The 14499-nt window shown below is 69.1% G+C and carries 17 protein-coding genes and 1 riboswitch; of the genes, 9 read left to right on the forward strand and 8 right to left on the reverse strand.

Going from position 1 to position 14499, the window contains the following annotated elements; all coding sequences use genetic code 11:
• Positions 1 to 12: 12 nt before the first annotated feature.
• The 4 genes from D7V80_RS01415 to D7V80_RS01430 all read left to right on the forward strand — a co-directional run bounded on the left by D7V80_RS01415 (position 13) and on the right by D7V80_RS01430 (position 4199).
• Positions 13 to 762 carry a response regulator transcription factor gene (locus tag D7V80_RS01415; protein WP_120586454.1) on the forward strand — a complete coding sequence of 250 codons (750 nt, stop codon included), beginning with the start codon at positions 13 to 15 and terminating at the stop codon, positions 760 to 762.
• 100 nt (positions 763 to 862) lie between these two features.
• Positions 863 to 1975 (forward strand): S-(hydroxymethyl)glutathione dehydrogenase/class III alcohol dehydrogenase, encoded by a 1113-nt coding sequence (locus D7V80_RS01420; protein ID WP_014396689.1) that lies wholly within the window; start codon positions 863 to 865, stop codon positions 1973 to 1975.
• The gene (gene fghA / locus D7V80_RS01425) at positions 1972 to 2826 is read left to right on the forward strand and encodes an S-formylglutathione hydrolase (RefSeq protein ID WP_120586455.1); all 855 of its coding nucleotides are present in this window, start codon (positions 1972 to 1974) and stop codon (positions 2824 to 2826) included. Before D7V80_RS01420 ends, fghA begins: the two co-directional genes overlap by 4 nt.
• Before the next feature lie 98 nt (positions 2827 to 2924).
• Positions 2925 to 4199: a DEAD/DEAH box helicase gene (locus tag D7V80_RS01430; RefSeq protein ID WP_120586456.1), complete on the forward strand. Its 1275-nt coding sequence runs from the start codon at positions 2925 to 2927 to the stop codon at positions 4197 to 4199.
• Here D7V80_RS01430 and D7V80_RS01435 read toward each other — a convergent pair.
• Complete coding sequence (locus tag D7V80_RS01435; RefSeq protein WP_120586457.1) at positions 4193 to 4681, reverse strand: peptidylprolyl isomerase; 489 nt, start codon at positions 4679 to 4681, stop codon at positions 4193 to 4195. The two genes, D7V80_RS01430 and D7V80_RS01435, sit on opposite strands and share 7 nt — an antisense overlap.
• 75 nt (positions 4682 to 4756) lie before the next feature.
• The gene (locus D7V80_RS01440) at positions 4757 to 5293 is read right to left on the reverse strand and encodes a DUF2378 family protein (RefSeq protein WP_120586458.1); all 537 of its coding nucleotides are present in this window, start codon (positions 5291 to 5293) and stop codon (positions 4757 to 4759) included.
• A 188-nt stretch (positions 5294 to 5481) separates the two neighbouring features.
• Between D7V80_RS01440 and D7V80_RS01445 the strand changes: the two genes are divergently transcribed.
• From D7V80_RS01445 to D7V80_RS01455, 3 genes are read left to right on the forward strand one after another with little or no spacing between them, the layout of a single operon-like run.
• Positions 5482 to 6024 carry an RNA polymerase sigma factor gene (locus tag D7V80_RS01445; protein WP_014396684.1) on the forward strand — a complete coding sequence of 181 codons (543 nt, stop codon included), beginning with the start codon at positions 5482 to 5484 and terminating at the stop codon, positions 6022 to 6024.
• Positions 6021 to 6680 (forward strand): NrsF family protein, encoded by a 660-nt coding sequence (locus D7V80_RS01450; RefSeq protein WP_120586459.1) that lies wholly within the window; start codon positions 6021 to 6023, stop codon positions 6678 to 6680. Before D7V80_RS01445 ends, D7V80_RS01450 begins: the two co-directional genes overlap by 4 nt.
• Positions 6677 to 6973 (forward strand): Carotenogenesis protein CarS, encoded by a 297-nt coding sequence (locus D7V80_RS01455; protein WP_120586460.1) that lies wholly within the window; start codon positions 6677 to 6679, stop codon positions 6971 to 6973. The genes D7V80_RS01450 and D7V80_RS01455 overlap by 4 nt, the downstream gene beginning before the upstream one ends.
• Here D7V80_RS01455 and D7V80_RS01460 read toward each other — a convergent pair.
• Both D7V80_RS01460 and sugE read right to left on the reverse strand, forming a co-directional pair.
• Positions 6937 to 7686 carry a glutathione S-transferase gene (locus tag D7V80_RS01460; RefSeq protein WP_120586461.1) on the reverse strand — a complete coding sequence of 250 codons (750 nt, stop codon included), beginning with the start codon at positions 7684 to 7686 and terminating at the stop codon, positions 6937 to 6939. The two genes, D7V80_RS01455 and D7V80_RS01460, sit on opposite strands and share 37 nt — an antisense overlap.
• A 105-nt stretch (positions 7687 to 7791) precedes the next feature.
• On the reverse strand, positions 7792 to 8121 hold the full coding sequence (gene sugE, locus D7V80_RS01465; protein WP_120586462.1) for a quaternary ammonium compound efflux SMR transporter SugE: 330 nt from the start codon (positions 8119 to 8121) through the stop codon (positions 7792 to 7794).
• 17 nt (positions 8122 to 8138) lie between these two features.
• Positions 8139 to 8208, reverse strand: a riboswitch (guanidine-III (ykkC-III) riboswitch).
• A 452-nt stretch (positions 8209 to 8660) separates the two neighbouring features.
• Between sugE and D7V80_RS01475 the strand changes: the two genes are divergently transcribed.
• The gene (locus D7V80_RS01475; RefSeq protein WP_120586463.1) at positions 8661 to 9428 is read left to right on the forward strand and encodes a polysaccharide lyase; all 768 of its coding nucleotides are present in this window, start codon (positions 8661 to 8663) and stop codon (positions 9426 to 9428) included.
• Positions 9429 to 9473: 45 nt separating this feature from the next.
• Here the strand turns inward: D7V80_RS01475 and D7V80_RS01480 are convergent, their stop codons facing one another.
• The 3 genes from D7V80_RS01480 to D7V80_RS01490 form a co-directional block, all read right to left on the reverse strand.
• Entirely contained in the window at positions 9474 to 11228 is a 1755-nt protein-coding gene (locus D7V80_RS01480) for a CotH kinase family protein (RefSeq protein WP_120586471.1), read from the reverse strand.
• Between the two features lie 121 nt (positions 11229 to 11349).
• Complete coding sequence (locus D7V80_RS01485) at positions 11350 to 12387, reverse strand: hypothetical protein (RefSeq protein WP_120586464.1); 1038 nt, start codon at positions 12385 to 12387, stop codon at positions 11350 to 11352.
• A 48-nt stretch (positions 12388 to 12435) separates the two neighbouring features.
• Positions 12436 to 13587, reverse strand: a complete 1152-nt coding sequence (locus D7V80_RS01490) for an AI-2E family transporter (RefSeq protein WP_014396671.1) — start codon at positions 13585 to 13587, stop codon at positions 12436 to 12438.
• Between the two features lie 93 nt (positions 13588 to 13680).
• Between D7V80_RS01490 and D7V80_RS01495 the strand changes: the two genes are divergently transcribed.
• Positions 13681 to 14199 (forward strand): hypothetical protein, encoded by a 519-nt coding sequence (locus D7V80_RS01495; RefSeq protein WP_147446957.1) that lies wholly within the window; start codon positions 13681 to 13683, stop codon positions 14197 to 14199.
• A gap of 37 nt (positions 14200 to 14236) precedes the next feature.
• Here the strand turns inward: D7V80_RS01495 and D7V80_RS01500 are convergent, their stop codons facing one another.
• A complete protein-coding gene (locus D7V80_RS01500) occupies positions 14237 to 14359 on the reverse strand; it encodes a hypothetical protein (protein ID WP_014396669.1) in 123 nt (40 codons plus the stop codon).
• Between the last annotated feature and the right edge of the window lie 140 nt (positions 14360 to 14499).

Consider the following 14499-nt stretch of genomic DNA (forward strand, 5'->3'; position numbering starts at 1 on the left):
GAGATCCGCCCCGTGGACCCGACCCCGAATGCCGCCGCCCTCCCCATCCGCGTGTTCGTCGTGGAGGACCAGACCAAGATTTTGAAGAACCAGCTGCGCCTCTTCGAGGGCCACCCGGACATCGACATCGTGGGCACCGCGCTGTCGGGCGAGGCCGCGCTGGTGGAGGTGGAGCGCGAGCAGCCGGACGTGCTGCTCCTGGACCTGGGGCTGCCGCGCATGAGCGGCATCGACGTGACGCGCGAGGTGAAGGCGCGCTTCCCGAAGGTGGAGATCCTGATCTTCACCATCTTCGACGAGGAGGACAAAGTCCTCGAAGCCGTGAAGGCGGGCGCGTCCGGCTACCTGCTCAAGGGCGCCACGGTGGACAAGATCGTGGAGGCCATCAAGGAGGTGCGCGCGGGCGGCACTGTCATCCAGCCGAACCTCGCGCGCCGGCTGTTGCGCCACTTCCGCGTGGAGCCGGACACCGCGCCCGTGCCCACGGAGCCCCTGGCCGTGGCGCCGTCCGCCGCGGAGTCCGCCACTTCCGCCGAGGACTCTTCCGCGCACGAACCGCTGCTCAAGCCCCTGTCGGACCGCGAGCGCGAAATCCTCCAGCTCATCGCCAAGGGCGTGTCCAACAGCGAGGCGGCCCGGCTGCTGTCGCTCTCCAAGGCGACCATCCGCACGCACCTGGAGCACATCTACCGGAAACTCGAAGTGACGAACCGCGTGGAAGCCGTCACCGAGGGCATCCGCAAGGGCCTGATCTCCGTCTAGTAGCGGGCCCTGAGGGGTTGGGCCGCTTCTTTTCACGGACGACGCGGTGCGTGGCCTCTACAGTGGGGAGTCTTCGTTCCCCACTGACAGGAGCCCCACCATGGACGTCCGCGCCGCCGTCGCCTTCGAGGCCGGCAAGCCCCTGAGCATCGAAACCGTGCACCTGGAGGGCCCCAAGGCGGGCGAGGTGCTGATCGAGCTGAAGGCCACCGGCCTGTGCCACACCGACGAGTTCACCCGCTCCGGCGCGGACCCGGAGGGCCTGTTCCCCGCCATCTTCGGCCACGAGGGCGCGGGCATCGTCGTGGACGTGGGCCCGGGCGTCACCAGCGTGAAGAAGGGCGACCACGTCATCCCGCTCTACACGCCGGAGTGCCGCGGCTGTAAGTCGTGCCTGTCTCAGAAGACGAACCTGTGCACGGCCATCCGCGCCACGCAGGGCAAGGGCCTGATGCCGGACGGCACCAGCCGCTTCCGCCTGGGCAAGCAGGCCATCCACCACTACATGGGCTGCTCCACGTTCGCGAACTTCACGGTGCTGCCGGAGATCGCCGTGGCGAAGATCCGCGAGGACGCCCCCTTCGACAAGGTCTGCTACATCGGCTGCGGCGTCACCACGGGCGTGGGCGCCGTCGTCTACACCGCGAAGGTGGAGGCCGGCGCGAAGGTCGTCGTCTTCGGCCTGGGCGGCATCGGCCTGAACGTCGTGCAGGCCGCGCGCATGGTCGGCGCGGACATGATCGTCGGCGTGGACCTGAACCCCGCTCGCAAGGAGATCGCGGAGAAGTTCGGGATGACGCACTTCGTGAACCCGAAGGAAGTGGAAGGCGACCTCGTCCCCTACCTGGTCAACCTCACCGGCGGCGGCGCGGACTACAGCTTCGAGTGCATTGGCAACGTGAAGACGATGCGCCAGGCGCTGGAGTGCTGCCACCGCGGCTGGGGCGAGAGCATCATCATCGGCGTGGCGGGCGCGGGGCAGGAGATCAGCACCCGCCCGTTCCAGCTCGTCACCGGCCGCGTGTGGAAGGGCAGCGCGTTCGGCGGCGCCCGGGGCCGCACGGACGTGCCGAAGATTGTCGACTGGTACATGGACGGGAAGATCCAGGTCGACCCGCTGATCACCCACACGCTGAAGCTGGAGGAGATCAACCACGGCTTCGACCTGATGCACGAGGGCAAGTCCATCCGCAGCGTGGTGAAGTACGGATGAGCGCCGTGACGCCCACGCTCGTCAGCGAGCACGCGTGCTTCGGGGGGGCGCAATCCTTCTGGAAGCACCCGTCGGAAGCCTGCGGCGGTGAGATGCGCTTCAGCGTCTACACCCCGCCCCAGGCGAAGCACGGCAAGGTGCCCGTGCTGTACTACCTGGCGGGCCTCACCTGCACGGAGGAGACGTTCGTCATCAAGGGCGGCGCGCAGCGCGTGGCGGCGGAGCTGGGGCTGATGCTCGTGGCGCCGGACACCAGTCCTCGCGGCGCGGGCATCCCCGGCGAGGACGCGGACTGGGACTTCGGCACCGGCGCGGGCTTCTACCTGGACGCCACCCAGGAGCCGTGGAAGGCGCGCTACCGCATGGGCACGTACATCACGCAGGAGCTGCCCGGCATCATCGGCGCGCACTTCCCCGCGCGCATGGACCGCGAGGGCATCTTCGGGCACTCGATGGGCGGGCACGGCGCGCTGGTGACGGCGCTGCGCAACCCGGGCCGGTACAAGTCCGTGTCCGCGTTCGCTCCCATTGGCGCGCCCATCCGCAGCCCCTGGGGCAAGAAGGCCTTTGGCGGCTACCTGGGGCCGGATGAGGCGACGTGGCGCGAGTACGACGCCACGGAGCTCCTGAAGGCCGGCCGGCGCGTGCCGGCGCTGCTCGTGGACCAGGGGACGAAGGACAAGTTCCTGCCGGACCAGCTGCACCCGCACTTCCTCAAGGAAGCCTGCGAGGCGGCGGGCCAGCCCCTCACCCTGCGCATGCAGGAGGGGTACGACCACGGCTACTACTTCGTCTCCACGTTCATGGAAGACCACCTGCGCCACCATGGAACCGCGCTGAACGCGGGCTGAAAACAGCCCCTGGCGCGCCCCGGGCTTCCACGGCCCGGGGCGCCCCAACCCCTCAATCCCCTTCCCTCCCTGGCCCGAAACGTGGGAGGCGTGGGGGCATGACTGCTTCCTTCAAGTCCCTGGGCCTGTCCCCCGAAACGCTGGGCGCGGTGAAGCGTGCCCGCTTCGGTACCCCCACGCCCATCCAGGCGCAGGCCATCCCGCCCGCGCTTTCCGGCCGCGACGTCATCGGCTGCGCGGCCACCGGCACCGGCAAGACGGCCGCCTACCTGCTCCCCATGATTGAGCGCTTCGCGGGCGAGAAGGGCACGCGGGGCCTCATCCTCACCCCCACGCGCGAATTGGCGCAGCAGGTGGAGGAGCAGGCCCGCTTCTTCGGTGAGCCCCTGGGCGTCCTGCCCGTCCTCATCGTCGGCGGCGAGGACATGAACGCGCAGGTGGATGCGCTGCGCGAGCGCCCCACCCTCATCGTCGCCACGCCGGGCCGGCTCGTGGACCTGCTGGGCGTGAAGGCCGTGAACCTCCATCGCATCCAGACCCTGGTGCTGGATGAGGCGGACCGGATGCTCGACATGGGCTTCCTGCCGCAGATCAACCAGATCCTCCACGCGCTGCCCCGCGAGCGCCAGACGCTGCTGTTCTCCGCCACCCTGGGCGCGGACGTGACGCGCTTCGGCCAGCGCGCCCTGCACAAGCCCGTGCGCGTGGAGGTGACGCCCAGCGGCACGCCCGCGCCGCGCGCCGAACAGCACCTCTACATCGTGAAGCCCGAGGAGAAGTGGCCCCTGCTCCTCACCCTGCTCTCACAGGATCAGGCCAGCGCGCTCGTGTTCGTGCGCACCCAGCAGCGCGCGGACAAGATGAAGGAGCTGCTCGCCGCCGCGGGCCACAAGTCCGCCGCCCTGCACGCGGGCCGCACCCAGGCCCAGCGGCGTCAGGCGTTGGAGGGCTTCCGCCGGGGGCAGTACCGCTGCCTCGTGGCCACCGACCTGGCGGCGCGCGGACTGGACGTGGATGACATTGGCCACGTCATCAGCCTGGACGTGCCGCACGGACCGGAGGACTACGTGCACCGCATTGGCCGCACCGCTCGCGCGGCGGCCAGTGGGCGGGCGTCGTTGTTCGCGCTGGAGGTGGAGCGGCGCACGCTCCAGGACATCGAGCGCATCATCCGCCAGGAGCTTCCCCGCACGGAGGTGCCGCGCAGGGACCCCATCTTCAAGCGGGAGATGGAGGCATTCGCGGCGAAGCAGCGCGACCCGGGACCGCCCCAGGCCGACCATGGACGCTCCAAGCGGCCCGAAGGCGCGGCGCCCGGGCGGCATGCCCGGACGCACGGCAAGGGCCGGCCGAAGGGCCCCGCTGGTCAGTGATCGTGGCCGTCGTCAGGGCCGTGCGCGTGGCCGTGCTCGAGTTCCTCGGGCGTGGCGGCGCGCACTTCCTTGATGCTGACCTCGAAGTGCAGCTCCTTGCCGGCGAACGGGTGGTTGAAGTCCACCAGCACCGTGTCCTTGCGCACTTCCTTCACCAGGAAGTCGACCTCGTCGCCCTCCGGATCCGTGGCGCTCAGGATGCCGCCGGCCTTGATCTCCAGGTCCTCGGGGAACTCGGTCCGGGGGACCTCCTCGACGCCTTCCGGATCGTAGTCGCCGTAGCCGTCCGCCGCGGAGACGACCGTCTTCAGCGACTCGCCCGCGGACTTGCCCTCCAGCGCCTTCTCCAGGCCGGGGACGATCTCCTCGTAGCCGTGCAGGTAGACGAGCGGCTCGCCCGCCTCGCTCTCGTCCACGATCTTCCCGTCGCCGAGGTGCAGCTTGTAGTCAATGGCGACAACACTGTCCTTGCCGATTTTCATGGGGCCCTCATAGCGCATTCAGTCATGTCGCGGTGGAAGGATGATGATCACCGTTACGGCGTGCACACGGACGTCCTACCAGCGCATGCGCAGCTCGAAGCGGCCATGGCCGTCATCGGACTCCAGGACAGCGCTGGGCTCGGCGGCCCCGGCCTGGCGCAGGGCCTCCTCGCAACATCCCGCCGCGGCCTCCGCCGGGAAGGGGTAGCCCTGGAACGTCACCCGCCAGTCCTTGGGGCCCAGCTCCGTGGAGGTGATCTCCACCGGCTCCATCACGGAGCGGAAGCTCAGCGCCACCCGCTTCATCGCGCGCTCCGGACCCGCGACCTTCAGGGCCACGTTCACCACCTTGCCCACCAGCGTCTCGAAGTAGCCGCGCACCAGGTCCCGGCCCATCTGCCGCAGGGCCTCCTCGCGAGGCCGGCCCGCGTACGCGGCCTGCAGCACCAGGTTCTGGCAGCGCAGGAACACCGACGCGGGATAGCTGGCCCTGGGCCTGTCCGGGTCATAGCCCGCCGCCGCCATCCGCTCGCGCAACGCGTTGTCCAACCGCACGCATCGCAGCAGCGATTCGAACAGCGTGGACTGGATGACGACCTCGGCCGGGGACATGGACGCTCGAATTGGGGAAACGCGTTGAAACCGGTAAGGCGCGCGACACTACCCTTTCGGGTCCTGGAAGCGAGCCCTCTGGCGATGTCACGTCCAACGCTTGTCGTTTCAAGGCTTTGGAGCGCCCAAGGAGGCAATCGGCCGCCCTTGGAAACGATTTCCGGGCAGGGCCGTCCGTGAGCCAGACGATGGAAGGCGTCACGGACGAAGTGCTCATGGACCAGTTCCGCCAGGGAGACGAGCCGGCGTTCGAGGCGCTGTTCGCCCGGCACGCCGGGCGTGTGCATGGCTTCCTTGCTCGCATGGTGAGGGACGGACCGCTGGCGGAGGACCTCATGCAGACGACCTTCCTGTCCGTCATCCGCGCCCGGGGCCGCTACGAGCGGGGCACGCGCTTCACCCCCTGGCTGCTCACCATCGCGGCGAACGCGGCCCGGGACGCGCTGCGGCATCAGCAGCACGTGGACGCGCACGCGCACGCGCCCCAGGACGGGCCCACGTCGGTGCCCGCGCCGGATGGGGACCCGGCCATGCGCCGGCGCATCGAGGACGCCCTCCAGCAGTTGCCCGTGGAGCAGCGCGAGGCGGTGGTGCTGAGCAAGATGGAGGGCTGGTCCTTCGAGGAGATCGCCGAGATGCGCGGCATCCGCGCGGGCGCGGCCCGGCTCCGGGCGCACCGGGGCTACGAGAAGCTGCGTGAGCTCTTGGGCGGACTGGAGGACGTGTCATGAGCTCTCCGAACGACCCATGGCGGTCCACCCCGCCCCGCCTGGATCCGAAGGCGATGGAGCGCGCGCTGGCGGCATCGCGCGCGGAGCTGGCCCTGAAGCGGCCGGTGCGGGGGTGGCGTTCGCAGGCGGTGGGGCTGTTCGCGGCGTCCGCGGGCATGGCGCTCGCGGTGATGGGCGTGTTCCTGGCGCTGGGGCGCACCACGGGTTCGATGCTGATGGGCCGCGCGCCCTTGCTGGCGATGCTGCTGTCCACGAGCGCGGTGTGCTCCTGGGGGGCGCTGTCCCCGCGCGGACGCGGGCTGCGCCAGGTGGGCGTGGGCATGGCGCTGGTGAGCTCCGCGCTGTTGGTGCTGACGCGGTCCGCCCCGCGGGGCCCTTCCACCCTCCCCGAGTGGGTGTGCACGGTGAGCCACGTGGCGCTGGCGCTGGTGCCTTTGGTTGTCGCGCTGGTGGCGTTGCGGTCGGCGGCGTTCGACCCGCTGCGCGCGGCGGTGGCGGGACTCGCGGTGGGGACGGTGGGCGCGGTCGTGGGCGAGCTGGCGTGTGAGCAGGGCCCCGGCCATGTGGCCACCTATCACCTGGGGGCATGGGCGTTGTTGACGCTCACGACCTGGGCGCTGTCGAAACGACTCAAACCCCGGACCTACGCACCATGAAGCACGATCCCTCGATCATCTTGACGGAAGACGTGGACGGCGCGCCGGTGCGCATGGGCGCGGCGGTGATGATCGTCCGCACCGAAGCGGAGGACTCCGTGTCGGAGCGCTTCCTGGGCCGCGTGGGCGTCGTCGTGGCGCTGGTGTTCGACGATCCGCCCATGCAGTACCCGAGCGACCCGCTCATCCAGGTGCGCGTGGCCGGCCTGGGCGAGGACCTGTTCTTCGCCCGGGAGATCGTCGAGGTGCCCCAGGGTCACTTCGTCGCGTTCGGGTCGTCCAGCTCCGGGTAGTGCCGGAAGATGCCCTGCTTGTTGAAGGGCTGGGCGCGCTTGGACTGCTTGTACGCGGCGATGAGGGGACGCTCCGAGACGCGCTGACGCAGGGCCATCACGCCGGGCACGTCCGGGGCGACGCGGCGCATGGCATTGGGAAAGGCATACAGCAGGCCTTCCACCAGCTGGTACAGCGCCAGCTCCGGATAGGAGAAGTCGCGGCCCAGGAGGTACTTCCCACCGCCCTGCGTGTTCGCCTTCAGCACGCGCTCGAAGTAGCCCAGGAACTTCGGGATGCGCTGGGTGCGGAAGTCCTCGGCGCGCTGCTTCGCGGCGTCCTTCTGCTCGTCGTAGTACTTCATCACGGCGAGCGGGTGGTGCGTGTCATGGGCTTCCGCGACCGCGTCCGCGACGGTGAGCTGGAATTGGCGGGCGTGGAGACGTGAGGCTTCGTCCGAGGGGACCAGGCCGAAGCGCTCACCCAGGTACGAGCAGATGTTGGGCGCCTGGGAGAAGACGACGTCGCCCACCTTGAGCACGGGCGGCGCGTACGCGGGCACGGGGCCCTTGGAAATCATGGCGGAGACAGCCTTGACCCCGCCGCCCTGGGCTTCGGGCAGGAGGCCCACGTCCACCCAGTCCGCGCCCGCCTCCTCCAGCACCAGTCGCACGAACTCGCCCCGGCCGGGAATGCCGGGCCAGTAGTACAGCTCGAACTTCGCGTCGCTCATTACCGTCACCTCGCGTGATGGGAACCGGGGCGCATCCTGTGCTCCTGGGATGCGCCTTCCGGAAACCCATCCGCGAGGAGGGTTCACTCCCCTACGGTCGTGAGGTCAGTGCGTTCCGCTGGTGACCTTCAGCCCGATGATGGCGACGATCATCAGCACCAGGAAGAACAGGCGCGAGGGCGTGGCGGGCTCATGGAAGAGCACCATGCCCGCGATGGCCGCACCGGCCGCGCCGATGCCCACCCAGACCGCGTAGGCCGTGCCGATGGGGAGCTGCTTCACCGCGATGCCCAGGAGGCCCATGCTCGCGATGATGGCCCCCACCGTGAGCACGCTGGAAAGCGGCCGGGTGAAGCCCTGCGTGTACTTGAGGCCCAGCGTCCAGCAGACTTCGAGCAGGCCAGCGATGATGAGGAGGATCCACGACGACGACATGACGCACGACTCCCGTGAAGGCGTCGTCTTGTCGTGACCGGGTACGGCGCACCTCGTCCGGGCTCGGAAGCCCCACCCCGGGGCCGCCGCACGCGACGCGGAAGCTAACCGGGCTGGGAGCCTTTCGCCACCCACTTGAGGCGGTGGCTCAGGCTTCCTCGTCAGGGAGCAACGTGAGGAGGAACTCGTCATCAGGACCGAGGGGACGCCAGCCCGGCTGGGGTGGATTGGCGCGGTGAGCGACTTGAAACCGCGCTCCTGGAGCCGCTCATGAATGCGGACCTTCCAGTTGCCTTCCCCGAAGCTCATCCCCGGCACCGTCCACTGAGGACGGGCCACGGTCTCCCCCTGTGCCGCCAGGGCCGCCTGCGCGGAGAACAACATCCCCCCACGCACCACATCAACAGCCGGCGCATCGCCGTCATGGAGCCTCCTGGAAGGGAAGCTTCACTCCAACAAGACAAACGAGGCACGAACCTGCTAAGCTAGAAAAACTAGAAATAGCAACAAAGCCGTAAATTTTCAGTGGAGGCTTTTCAATGCGGTCCAAGCATTTCGCCGTCGCCGCTGGCGTGTCGCTGTTCGCGCTGGGGTTGGGCGCGCAGGCGGCGGAGATCTTCCGCAACACCGGAACCCTCACGGGCTGGAACTCGCTCAACCTGGAGCACAACGGTTCGCTGAAGGAAGTGACCAACGTCGTCTACGAGGGCTCCACCGCCATCAAGGCCACGCAGGTCTACGACCCGAACTACACCGAGCGCTACCACTCGGAGGTCGTGAAGCACAACGTGTACCGCCGGGGCGACACGGGCTTCTATGGCTTCATGTTCCGGCTGCAGCAGGACTGGCAGTTCCAGCCGCAGTCCTTCAACATCGCCCAGTTCATCGCGAACTTCTCCGACACGGGCTGCGATGGCCACATGCCCACCACCATGGTGTGGCTGTCCGGCAACCAGCTCACGACCCGGGTGAAGTACGGCACCGTCTGCGACCAGAAGACCACCACCTTCCGCAACCTGGCCACCGTCACCGCCGGCGAGTGGCACAAGGTCGTCATGCAGGTGAAGTGGACCAGCGACAACACCGGCTTCATCAAGCTGTGGTTCGACGGCGTGAAGGTCCTGGAGCAGTTCAACCTGGCCACCACCGTGGCGGATGACCGGTACCTCCAGTTCCGCGTCGGCCTCTACGCCAATGGCTGGCACGACAGCGGGTACATGCAGGGCACCCAAGGCACCCGCAGCATCTGGATTGACGAAATCGCCGCCGGCACGACGTTCGCCGACGCCGACCCTGCGCAGTGGTAGTCCCGGTGGGCGCGGCGAGGTCCTCCCCCCGCCGCGCCGCCAACCTCACGGCAGCTGTGACTGGAACGCGCCCCAGCGCTTGTGCACCCACTGCCGGATGTACTCGACCTCCTCCGCGTGGGTCTTGAAGTCCTGACGCAGGTGCCACTCCGGGAAGTTGCCGTAGCCCGTCTCGTACTCCTCGTTCCCCGTGGGCGGCTTCGCGAAGTTCCGGTACTCCGTGGCCCACCGCGCCTCGTCGCGCTGCGCATTGGGCCCCAGCTCCCGCACGTAGCCGTCGATCATCGCCTGCACCGCGGCTTCGCTCACCTCGTTCTTCAAGGCCTGCCGGTAGCGCTCACGCATGGGGCCCGCGATGCCAGGCTCGGCCAGCATCCGCTTGAAGAGCAGGTTGTCCGACGCGTAGGTGGGCCGCGCCGTGGCGCTGGTGCGCGTGGTGTCGTAGTTCTGCCCGAAGCTCGCGTCCAGGTCCCACGGGATGTAGCGCCAGGGGCCGCCGGCCTTCGGGTCGTACGCGTGATAGGCGTTCTTCGCCTGCGAGTCATTGCCCTGGATGAGCGTATTGAAGATCCACCAGTCCTCGTAGTCGCGCGCCTTCAGCTTCGTGCCGAACTCCTGGCGGAAGCGGTCGTTGCTGGAGTCCGCCACCCACGCGACGAAGTCGTGCAGCGTGCTGAAGTTGCCCGGCGGCGTGCCCTCGGACTTCTCGAAGCCGAAGTGGAGGTACTCCTTCGTCTGCCCGTTGCGCTTCAGGCGGGAGAAGTTGGCGTCCGCGGTGTCGGCCTTGAAGAGGTCCGAATCATCGTCGATGCCGTTCCACTCCATCAGCCGCTTGTCCGCGTGGTCCGCCGCCGTGTAGAGCCCGCGGTACTTGTTGTTCGCGTACACCACCACGCTGAAGGTGCGGATGCGCACGGCGTTCGGGGACAGCCGGTGCCACAGGTCGAACGCCAGCCGCGAGCGCAGGTAGGAGTTGTCATTGAACGTGGTGATCAGCACCACGCGCTTGCGGTCCTTGAAGCCGTCGCCGAAGACGGGCTCGGAGAACAGGTCGTCCTCCGCGAACTTGAACGTCATGCTGCGCTTGGGGAACACGCTGGACGTGGCCCCGCGGAACTTCGCCTCGATGGTGTAGCGGTGGCCCCGGTACACCACCTCCGCGGGCCGGTAGCCGCCGGACGTCAGGCCATCCTTCCCGAAGAACAGGTGCACCACGGGCAGCCCGTACTCCTCCGTGTAGGCCACGGGATCGACGATGTCGACCTTGCCCGGCGCGTTGTCGTTGTTGGCCACGCCCACCTTGAGCGTGCCCGTCTCGCCGGTGGTGCGCTCCTCCAGCGTGAGCATCCACACCGCGCCCTGGTTCATCGCGGGCGTCCAGCGCAGCGTGGCGGTGGACTCGTCGAACGTGGCACCCGCGGGCAGGTTCTTCACCCCGAAGCGCAGCCCGGCCTCCTTGAGACCCGTCGCGCACGTCACCTGCGCGGTGAAGGACTCGCCCTCCAGCACCCAGCGCGTATCACCCGCCGTGGGCGCGCAGGCCTGCGGGGCCGTGCCCGCGTCCCCTGCTCCCGCGTCCGGCGTCCCGGTGCCCGCGTCGGACTGTGGATCCGTGCCCGCGTCGGACGAAGGCCAGGTGCCGCCATCCACCGTGCCCGCGTCGGGCCGTGGCAGCCCTTCCGCGTCGCTGTAGCCCGGGTCGGGAGGAGCACCGGTCGTGGCATCTCCCCCGCCGCACGCCACCAGAGCAAGGCACGCCAGCCCCGCCAGTCCCCGCGCCCACCATTGCCTTGTTCGCACCGAGAAGCGTCCCCCTTGCGTCACCGGCCCCTGACAGGCCGTGGAGGCAAGGGGTAGTCATCGTGCGGGAGTGCCGACACCCGCGCTTCAGGGCGATGTCGCACGTCCGACAGCGTCAACGTCAGTACGTCGCGATCAGGCCGGCGTGCAGGCTGGAGTACGTCTCCTCGGCCGCTCCACCATTGTTCCAACCCGTGAGCGTGCCGGGCCCGGAGAAGCGGTCCTTGAAGTGCGCCAGCCGCCAGGCCACGTCGTAGCCGAACGGACCCCAGATGTCCCCGGTCACTCCCAGCTCCGCGCTCCAGCCGAAGCTGGACACGGACGTGCCGTAGTCGCGGACCTCCAGCGCACGCCGTCCCCCGTCCGCGTCCGGCGAGTGCCCCGGCTTCGGGGACAAGAAGAGCCCGCCCGACGCGTCCAGCCGCACCGAGCTGAACAGCGGCACGGACAGGTCCAACGCCACGGACGGGAACACGCGGTGCGTGCCGGTCAGCGGGTTGTCCGCGGACGCCTCCACGTCGAACGCGCGCGTCTGGATGCCGGCGCGCGCGCCCACGTAGCCCTGCTGCGGCCGCGTCGTGCCGAAGCGGAAATAGAAGCGGTACATCGCCTGGGCGGTGAAGGCCGTGTCCGTGGCGTCCACCTCGCGCACCGGCGTCTGACCGCCGTCCCCGGTGAGCGTCACGTCGGAGCTGGAGAAGCCCCGCTGCGCCGCCAACAGGAACCCCAGCCCGCGCAGCACCGACGTGGGGCGATGCGCCAGCGGCAGCACCTCCGCCTCCAGCGCCAGCCCCAGGTACGGATACGACGACTTGAAGTCCGACGTGTCCCCGAGCTGATCCTCTTCCGGCAGCCTGTCGTACGCGCCGCAGCTGTCCACGCCGGGCCGCGCGCAGTAGCGCCGCCACGTTGCCGTCAGGGACAGGTTGAGCCGCACCCAGGTGGGCGCGCCCACCTCCGGCTCTGCTTTCGCCTGCGCCTTGCCCGACGGCCCGTTGCCCAGCCGCAGCGACAGCCACGCCGGGGACTCCCGGGTGCCATGGAAGGCCGGCGGCGTCAGGACGTCGGAGGCCGCCGCGGCCGGAGCCGACAGGGCTCCGACGAGGGCCAGGGTCCGCGGCAGTCCCGAGAGGACCCTCGCGCTTCGGGTGGTCGTCATGCTCCGGGCAGGTTCACCCAGGGCCGGGGCGAAGTCCAGGCTCGGGGCTCAGGCGTTCATCACGTGACCCACGCTGGCCGTGGAGGACACTGGCGCGGGCTGCGGGGTGAGCGAAGGCGAGGAATCCTGGGACACCACGGGAGCAGGCTGGGATTCCTGAGCACGACCCAGGAAGTCGCGCCGGTAGATGCGCACCATGGCCATGAAGATGGATGCGATGAGCGGCCCCACCAGCAGACCCATCATCCCGAACACCGCCAGCCCGCCGAACATGGACAAGAAGACGAGCAGCGGGTGCAGCGCCATGCGCGAGCCGCACAGCCGGGGGCGGATGACGTTGTCGATGCTGCCCACCAGGAACGTGCCCCACGCGAGCAGGAACACGCCCTCGCTCACCCGGTTGGCCGCGATGAGGATGACGCCGATGGGCCCCCACACGAGCGCGGTGCCGCCCACCGGCACCAGCGCCACCAGCACCATGGCCGCGCCCCACACCCCGGCGTGCGGCACGCCCGCGATGAGCAGCCCCACGAAGCCCACCGCGCCCTGGACCAGCGCGGTGACGGTGTTGCCGTAGATGATGGCGTACGCGACGTCCGTGAACTCGTGGGAGAAGGCGTCGAAGTAGCGGCGCTCCAGGGGAATCAGCCGGGCCACCTCGTTCACCAGACGACGGCCGTCCAGGAAGAAGTAGTACATGGCCACCGTCATCAGGAACATGTTGACGAGCAGCTCCGTGCCGGCGCCCACCAGGTCCGCGAGCAGCCCCGCGCCGCCCGACACCGCCGTCATCAGCAGGCGCTCCGTCTCCGAGCTCTCCGGATCGAAGTGCACGTAGCGGGACAGGCCCCGGGGCAGGCTGTTGAGGAAGTGGTGGCGCAGGTCCACCTGATCCAACAGGTCCTGCGCCTGGCCCACGAACTGGAGCACCTCGCGGGCCACCATCCAGCCCACCAGCGCCAGGGGGGCGAGGATGAGCAGGAACACCGCGAGGGTGGACAGTCCGGCCGCCAGGGACTTGCGGCCCTGGAGCCGCCGGTCCAAGGAGTCCTGGATGGGCATGAACAGGACGACCAGGAAGCCGCCCAGCAGCACCGGCATCAGGAACGGCAGCAAGATGCGTGAAAAGAGAATCAGCGCGAGCGCGAACAGCCCCGCGAAGATGAAATTGGACCACCGCTTCGAATCGCCCGCCGTCACCGCCCCACCCCGTCCCCCAGAACGACTGCACGCAACGTAGGAATGGTTATTCCCACCAGGAAGTCCGCTCCTCCCTTCACCAAGAGGCCATCCATGACTTCTGGACGTTTCGTTCCCCTGGCAGCCGTCGCCACCGCCGTGGTGTCCAGCACCTTCCTGATGCTCGGGCCGGCCGGCTGCGACGAGAGCCAGAGCGTGGCCTGCGCGGACGACTGTCCCGCCGTGGAGGGCTCCTATCCCCTGACGTTCACAGGGGACGCGGGCCTGCCCAGCGAGTGCGTGAACCTGAACGTCCAGCCCCTGGCGGACGGCGAGCTGCTGGCCATCCAGCGCACCGAGGGCGGCATGCTCACGGGCTCACTGGCGGGGGTGATGCTGACGGGTCAGGTGTACGCGACCGGCGATCTGACCCTGACCGGCATGCCGCTGCCCAGCGGCGACGGCGGGGTGAGCACCTTCTTCAGCATCACCGCGACCCACACCGGAGGACCCGAGGACGGCGGCCCGGGCGGCAGCCTGTCCGGGAACTTCACCGGCCAATTCTCACGCATCCAGGGGACCAGCGCCCTCAGATGCAACCTGGCGCGCCCCTTCACGGCGACCCGGCAGTGACGCCAGGGCCGCCGGGAGCGGCGCCAGGGAAGACGAACTACTTCTTCTTGCCTTCGGCGGCGGCGGCCTTGGCGGCTTCCTTCTGCTTCTTGATCCGCTTCTTCCAGTGCTGACGGATCTTCATCTGCACGCGGCGGTGCTTGCTCTTGCTGTTGGCCATGTGGGTGGCTCCTGGTCTCCGGAATGGAGCAAAGGGGGGCTTACCTATCAGAAGCCTACGGGCTCCCGGAAGAGGAACCCTCGGGGTCCTCCGGGTCGGGTGCCCGGGCTGCCCCCGGCGAAGGCCCGGGCTCCCCGTCC

The organism is Corallococcus sp. CA054B (assembly GCF_003611625.1).
Classification (GTDB): Bacteria; Myxococcota; Myxococcia; order Myxococcales; family Myxococcaceae; genus Corallococcus; species Corallococcus coralloides.